The sequence below is a fragment of the Catenulispora pinistramenti genome, assembly GCF_018274385.1.
In the GTDB taxonomy this organism is placed as follows: Bacteria; Actinomycetota; Actinomycetes; order Streptomycetales; family Catenulisporaceae; genus Catenulispora; species Catenulispora pinistramenti.
In genome coordinates, this window is record NZ_JAAFYZ010000355.1 from 1 (window position 1) to 6946 (window position 6946).

Consider the following 6946-nt stretch of genomic DNA (forward strand, 5'->3'; position numbering starts at 1 on the left):
GTATAAGAGACAGGCGTCGGGGAGCGGGGCGGCGGAGAACTCGGCCTTGCCGGAGGGGGTGAGGAACACGAGTTCGCGGGCCGGCTGCTTGATGCGGAAGCCGAGGGGGAGGCGGACGCGGCGGTTGAAGTCCTCGAAGCCGTCCAGGACCTTGGCCATGGTGTCGCGGATGTGGTCGTAGTCCTCGACGTACCAGTCCCAGCGGGTCTTCGTGTCCGGGAGTGCGGCCTTGGCGATGCCGGCGATGATCGCGGGTTCGGACAGCAGGTAGGGCGAGGCGGGCTTCTTCATCCCGACCGAGAGGTGCACCATGCTCATCGAGTCCTCGACCGACAGCTGCTGCACGCCGCCGCGCTGGTGGTCCTTCTCGGTGCGGCCCAGGCAGGGCAGGATCAGCGCCTTCTTGCCGTGGACCAGGTGGCTGCGGTTGAGCTTGGTGCTGACGTGGAAGGTCAGCTCGCAGGTGCGCAGCGCCTCGTAGGTGTAGGCGGTGTCGGGGGCGGCGAGGGCGAAGTTGCCGCCCATGCCGCAGAACACCTTCACCTCGCCGCAGTGCATCCCCTCGACGGTGCTGACGGTGTCCCGGCCGAAGGCGCGGGGCGGGTCGATCTGGCAGACCTCGGCCAGCCGGTCCAGGAACGCCGGCTTGGGGCGGTGGTCGATGCCGCAGGTGCGGTTGCCCTGGACGTTGCTGTGGCCGCGCACGGGGGATGGGCCGGCGCCCTCGCGGCCGATGTTGCCGCGCAGCAGCAGCAGGTTGACGATCTCGCGGATGGTGTCGACGCCGTGTTCGTGCTGGGTGATGCCCAGGCACCAGCTGATGACGCTGCGGTCGGCTTCGCGGTAGACCTGCGCGGCCTTGCGGATGTCCTGGCGGGGGACCGCCGCCTGCTGCTCGATCTCGTCCCAGCTCGTGGCCTCGACCAGCGCGCGGTAGTCCTCGAAGCCCTGGGTGTGGCGGTCGATGAACTCCCGGTCCAGCGCCTTGGGGTCGGCGGCCGACCACTCCAGCACGGCCTTGGCCATGCCGCGGATCAGGGCCATGTCGCCGCCGATACGCGGCTGGATGTTCAGGGTGCTGGTCTTCGTGGCCTTGTTCAGCGCCATCTGCACGAACTCGTGCGGCACGATCGTGCGCGTGGCCCCCGCCTCGACCAGCGGGTTGATGTGCACGATCTGCGCCCCGCGGCGGTAGGCCTCGGCCAGCGAGGTGAGCATCCGCGGCGCGTTGGAGGCGGCGTTGACGCCCAGGACGAACAGCGCGTCGGTGCTCTCCCAGTCCTTGAGGTCGCAGGTGCCCTTGCCGGTGCCCAGGGCCGCGGTCAGGGCCCGGCCGCTGGCCTCGTGGCACATGTTGGAGCAGTCCGGCAGGTTGTTGGTGCCCAGCTCGCGGGCCAGCAGCTGGTACAGGAACGTGGCCTCGTTGCCCAGGCGGCCGGAGGTGTAGAAGGCGGCCTGATCCGGGTCGTCGAGCTCGCGCAGGGTGCTGCCGATCAGCTCGAAGGCGTCCTTCCAGCTGATCGGGACGTAGTGGTCGGTCTCGGCGTCGTAGACCATCGGCTCGGTGAGCCGGCCCTGGTCCTCGAGCGCGAAGTCGGTCCACTGCTCCAGCTCGGCCACGGTGTGCGCGGCGAAGAACTCCCGGCCCGCGCGCTTGCGGGTCATCTCCCAGGTGACGTGCTTGATGCCGTTCTCGCAGATGTCCAGGTGCAGGCCCTTGAGCGAGTCCGGCCAGGCGCAGCCGGGGCAGTCGAAGCCGCCGTTCTCGTGGTTCATCTTCAGGATCGCGCGCGTGCCCTCGCGCAGCTCGCCCTGCTCCAGCAGCACGTGCGTGACGCTCTTCGCGGCGCCCCAGCCGGCGGCCGGGTGGTGGTACGGGTGCGAGCTCGGCGGCGCGTCCGGGACCGAGCCGATCGACGGTTCCAGGGGCGGGTCCGGGACCTCGGCGGTGCCTTCTGAGGACTTCACGGCGACCACCCTGCTCCCACGGCGGGCCGTCGGCTACCCCGGATGGCCCATTCGGGGCGTCAGATCCGCGCTCCGGGAGATCCACATGGGGATTCATGTCTCGGGACCGATCCACATCTCGCCGATCCGGCGGGTACCGGCGCTCACTTCAGGACAGGGGGCCGCGTTGACGCATGTCGAGCTGCGGCCCGGCTGGCGCCGGGAGGCGCTGCGCACCAGCCTGTGGTGGGTGCCGACGCTGGAGGTGGGGGCGGCGCTGCTGCTGTTCTGGGGCGGCAACGTCCTGGACCGCGCGGCCTACAACGGCTCGATCAAGCTGCCGTCCTGGGTGATCAGCGGCACCGCCGACGCCTCGCGGCAGATCCTGGCCGCGCTGGCCGCCGCCATCATCACCGTGATCGGCGTGGTGTTCTCGGTGATCCTGGTGGCGCTGACGCTGGCCGCCAACCAGCTCGGGCCGCGGATGCTGCGCAACTTCATGCGCGACCGCGGGACGCAGTGGACGCTGGGCACCTTCGTCGGCACCTTCACCTTCGCCATCCTGGTGCTGATCTCGATCGGGCCCGGCAGGCACGGCGACTTCGTCCCGCACGCCTCGATCAGCGCCGTGCTGTTCCTGTCGCTGCTGGACGTCGCGGTCCTGATCTACTTCATCCACCACATCGCGGTACAGATCCAGCTGCCCTACGTCATCGCCTCCATCGCCGCCGACGTGGTGCGGGCCATCGACGAGGAGGCCGCCCCGCCCCCGGGCAGCGAGCGGCTGGGGCCCTCGCCGCAGGAGATCCTGGCCGCGATGGACGCCGAGCACGGCGTGGTCACCTCCTCGGAGAGCGGCTACCTGCAGTACGTCTCGCACGCCAAGCTGGTCCGGATCGCCACCGAGAACGACGCGGTGATCCACCTGCTCTACCGGCCGGGGCACTTCATCGTCGCCGGCCGGCTGCTGGCGATGGTGACGCCGCCGGAGGCCGCCCCGCGGGTCAAGGCTGCGCTGCGGCGCGCGCACCTGACCGGGCCCTACCGCTCGCTGAGCCAGGACATCTCCTTCGGCATCGACCAGCTGGTGGAGATCGCGGTCCGGGCCCTCTCACCCGCGGTGAACGACCCGTTCACCGCACTGACCTGCATCGACTGGATCGGCGACAGCCTGCGGCAGGTGGCGCTGCGCTGGCACCCGCAGGTGGTGCACCGCGACCGGGCGGGCTACGTACGGCTGATCCGCACCCAGGCGCCCTACGACCGGCTGGTGCAGCGCGGATTCGAGAAGGTGCGCCAGACCAGCCGCGGCATGCCGTCGGTGATGATCCGGGAGTTGCAGGCGCTGAAGGAGATCATGGCGCAGGCGCCGCGCCCGGCACAGTACGCGGTGCTGATGCAGCAGGCCGAGATGATCAAGCGGGCGGCGGAGCAGTCGGTGCCGGAGCCGGGGGATCTGGCGGATGTGGTCGGGGTTTATGACGCGCTGGTGGCGCTGCACAGTCGGTTGCTGGCGGAGGCCGGGGACTAGCCTGGAGACCCTCGACCAGGGGGTGCGCTCCGATGCGCGTTCACGATCGCGGAGGGTGTCATACTCTCCGGCGGGCTTCGCGCGGAGCAAAGCCGCAATTGATACGGGGGAACCGATGGGCGTGCGAGCGCACCCGGGGGTGTCGGGCTTCGCGGCCCTGACGCCGTCATCTCGGCCACTGCCCAAAACGACACGGAGACCACCACGGTGATCGCCGGGGGAGGAAGCGTCGGCACTGCCCTCCTGATGGCTCCGCTGATCGTCGTGGCGGGCGTCGTTATCGTCGGCGGCGGCTACCTGTGGAACCTGTATAGGCGTCGCCGTGAGACAGAACGCTATATGCGGGATGCGACGGTGGGATGACTGGCAGCCGCGAGGCACGACCTTGCCACCTCAGCCGCCAGCCACCTCAGCCGCCAGCCGTCGGCCACCTCAGCCGCCGGCCCCCTCCAACCGCACCGCGAAAGCCGCCGCCGCCAACTCCGCCACCCCATGCGGATCCGCCAGCGACCGTCCGGTCAGCTCCTGTATCCGCCGCAGCCGGTACCGCACCGTGTTTGCGTGGCAGTGCAGCACCTCGGCCGCGCGTTCGGCGGAGCCGGCGTTGTCCAGGTAGGCGTTCAGCGTTTCCAGCAGGGTGGCGCGGTCGTCCATCGGTAGGCCCAGAACCGGGCCGAGGACCTTGGTCGTCAGGCGCCGTCGTTCATCGGACTCGTAGACCATCAGGGCGGCCAGCGGGCTCGGGTCGAACTCCCGCACCTGCGCGCGGCCCGTCGGCAGCCCGGCCAGCGCCGCTTGTGCCAGGCGCAGGGCGCGCGGCGTGTCGTGGACTGACGCGTAGGCGGGGCTCAGGCCGGTGCGGGCCCGGGCGGTGGCGCGCAGGACTGTCAGCATCTTGTCGTACCGGTCCTCTTGGAGCGACACCACGCCGAGCTGTTGGGCCGGGGTGAGGCGCCAGCCGGACACTATGCCTTGGTCCTCCAACCGCTTCTCGACGTCCGGGAGGCTCGCCTCGGCCAGGCCGCGGGTGTCGGCGGCGACCACGACCAGGACGCCGTCGCGGTGCAGGCCCAGGAACTCCGCGGCTTCCCAGGGCGCTGCCTCCGGGCCCGGATAGCCGGTCAGCAGTGCCTCGACCAGGGCTGAGCGCCGGGCCTGGCGGGCCCGCATCAGTTCGGCGGTCGCCGCGCGGTAGGCCTCGGTGAGCGCGATGGCGTGCTGGTCGGTGAGCTGGAAGATGCGTCCGGCGGCGGCGAGCAGTGCCTCGGCGGCGGCCGGGAGGCGGTTGTCGCCGGTGTGCGCGAGCAGGGCGTCCCACAGGGTGGTGAAGACCAGGCGGTAGCACTGAAGCACCTCGGGCAGCGGCGCGCCTTGGTGCGCGCGGCGCCGTCCGGTCGCGGACGGCGCCGCCAGGTCGAGGGGGAGGCTCGCAGGTCGGCCGATGGCGGCGATCAGGAAGCGCAGGTTCTCGTCCACGGACCGCCGCAGCTCCGGCCCGTCGACCACGCTCCCGTCCCGGTAGAACGGGATGCGCTCGACGGTCGCGGCACAGGCCTGGTCGATCAGCCTCGGCAGTTGGGAGGCCGCCCAGGCGGCCAGCTCCGGGAGCTGCGACGGTCCGCTTTCGGTCATTACTCGCTTTGCCAGGTGAAGGTCGCCTTGCCGAAGTCCCGGGCCGCCAGGTCGGCGCGCTTGATGAGCCAGTACAGGCGGCCGGTGTCGCCCCACTCCATGGCCGCGCGGCCGTCGCTGTCGACCTGCATCAGCATCACGAGTTCGGACAGCAGCTCGCGGCGGGCGGCCTTGGCCGCGTCGTCATCGCCCGGGGCGACCGCGTGGGACGCCTCCTTGGCCACCGAGCCCGCCTTGGGCAGCGAGTACCCGCCGACGCGGTGGTGCGGGGAGTGGTCGCGGCGGAAGGTGGTGAGGGCGTTGTAGAAGCCGTCGCCGTCGTCGGTGTACGGGAACTCGGTGTAGTCGTCGTCGGCCGTGGGGTCGGCGTCGGCGTCGCCGAACGCCGCGACCAGGGCCGCGTTCTCGTTGTCCGGGGCGGTCGCTATCAACTCGCCGGTCAGCATGACGCGGGGGAACGCCTCCAGGCCGTCGGGCACCGGACGCTGCGAGACGTCCTTGGAACCTTCGGGCACGTAGATCACGCGCGTGCCGCCCGTGATGCTGTCCGGGTCCAGATACTGCACCGCGTCATCGCCGACACCGTTGTAGTAGAAGAACAACAGCATCCCGTCGTTCGGCACCGGGATGTCCAGCTCCTCGACCGGGATCTCGCCACAGTCGACGGCCGCGATGAACGACAGCGGCCCGTGGCCCTCCCACTGCGGCCAGGCGACGTCCGCCGGCAGCAGCGGCTCGCCGCCGAGATAGCCGACCAGCGGCTCACCCTCGTTCTGCTCGCGCAGGTGGAATCCCGGGCGCAGCAGTTCGACCCACTTCTTGGCGTTCTCCGGGCTGAAGAACTGCCGGCCGGCCTCAGCCAGCGGTGACTCACTGATCTCCATGCGCGGAATGCTTTCAGGTGTCCGCCCGCGCGACAACCCGTTGCGGGATGTTTGTGCACGGGGCCCAAGAGTTCTGTCCTCCGGCACAGCCGACGCGCAATCCGCCAGGCCGGACGAGTGATTCCCGGGGGTTCCGGCTCAGTCCTCTAACCCACGATCCCGGCCTCATAGGCCAGGATCACCAACTGGATCCGGTCCCGGGCGTCCAGCTTGGTCAACAGGTTCGCCACGTGGGTCTTCGCCGTGGCCAGACTGATCACCAGCTCGGCGGCGATCTCGCTGTTCGCCAGGCCGCGCGCGACCAGGGCCAGCACCTCGTGTTCGCGCTCTGTGACGCCGACCAGCCGGGCCCGGGCCCGGTCGCCGGCCCGCGGATCCCGGGCCGGGGCGGCGTCGCGATCGGTGAAGTCCGCGATGAGCCTGCGGGTCACGCTCGGCGCGATCAGCGCGTCCCCGGCGGCGACCACCCGCACCGCGGCGAGGATGTCGTCCAGGGCCATGTCCTTCAACAGGAAGCCGCTGGCCCCGGCACGCAACGAGCCGTAGACGTTCTCGTCGTCGTCGAACGTGGTCAGCATCAGGACCCTGGTCCCCGGCGCCTCGGTCCGGATCCGGCGGGTCGCCTCGATCCCGTCCAGGCCGGGCATCCGGATGTCCATCACCACCACATCCGGCCGCAGACCGTGCACCAGGCGCAGAGCCTCGGCGCCGCTGCCGGCCTGCCCGACCACCTCGATGTCCGGGGCATCGGTGATCACCATCACCAGCCCGGCGCGGATCAGCGGCTGGTCGTCGGCGAGCAGGACCCTGACTATGCCGGTACCGCCAGTCACGCCGGGATCCGCGCTTCCACCCGGAACCCGCCCTCCGGCCGCGGCCCGGCGGCGAACGACCCGTTCAACAACGATGCCCGTTCCCGCATCCCGGCCAGCCCGAACCCGAAACTGCCCAC

At 70.7% G+C, this 6946-nt stretch carries 6 protein-coding genes; 1 reads left to right on the top strand and 5 read right to left on the bottom strand.

Annotated elements, in window-relative coordinates; all coding sequences use genetic code 11:
- Positions 1 to 1926 (bottom strand): FdhF/YdeP family oxidoreductase (locus tag KGQ19_RS46485; protein ID WP_268908244.1); only part of this gene is annotated, 1926 nt, incomplete at its 3' end.
- 127 nt (positions 1927 to 2053) lie between these two features.
- On the opposite strand from KGQ19_RS46485, the gene KGQ19_RS46490 reads away from it, so the two are divergent.
- On the top strand, positions 2054 to 3478 hold the full coding sequence (locus tag KGQ19_RS46490; protein ID WP_212021680.1) for a DUF2254 domain-containing protein: 1425 nt from the start codon (positions 2054 to 2056) through the stop codon (positions 3476 to 3478).
- 432 nt (positions 3479 to 3910) lie between these two features.
- On the opposite strand, the gene KGQ19_RS51515 is transcribed toward KGQ19_RS46490, so the two are convergent.
- From KGQ19_RS51515 to KGQ19_RS53215, 4 genes are all read right to left on the bottom strand, one after another.
- Positions 3911 to 5110, bottom strand: a complete 1200-nt coding sequence (locus KGQ19_RS51515) for a PucR family transcriptional regulator (protein WP_212021681.1) — start codon at positions 5108 to 5110, stop codon at positions 3911 to 3913.
- Positions 5110 to 5994: a YwqG family protein gene (locus KGQ19_RS46500; protein WP_212021682.1), complete on the bottom strand. Its 885-nt coding sequence runs from the start codon at positions 5992 to 5994 to the stop codon at positions 5110 to 5112. The genes KGQ19_RS51515 and KGQ19_RS46500 overlap by 1 nt, the downstream gene beginning before the upstream one ends.
- A gap of 146 nt (positions 5995 to 6140) precedes the next feature.
- Positions 6141 to 6827 (bottom strand): response regulator, encoded by a 687-nt coding sequence (locus KGQ19_RS46505; RefSeq protein WP_307856724.1) that lies wholly within the window; start codon positions 6825 to 6827, stop codon positions 6141 to 6143.
- Positions 6824 to 6946 (bottom strand): ATP-binding protein (locus KGQ19_RS53215; protein WP_498038956.1); only part of this gene is annotated, 123 nt, incomplete at its 5' end. The genes KGQ19_RS53215 and KGQ19_RS46505, both read right to left, overlap by 4 nt.

What these genes read in the sequence shown, in the direction of transcription:
- KGQ19_RS46490 (WP_212021680.1), top strand. Translation starts at nt 2,054, where the DNA reads ATGGGGATTCATGTCTCGGGACCGATCCACATCTCGCCGATCCGGCGG.
- KGQ19_RS51515 (WP_212021681.1), bottom strand. Translation starts at nt 5,110, where the DNA reads ATGACCGAAAGCGGACCGTCGCAGCTCCCGGAGCTGGCCGCCTGGGCG.
- KGQ19_RS46500 (WP_212021682.1), bottom strand. Translation starts at nt 5,994, where the DNA reads ATGGAGATCAGTGAGTCACCGCTGGCTGAGGCCGGCCGGCAGTTCTTC.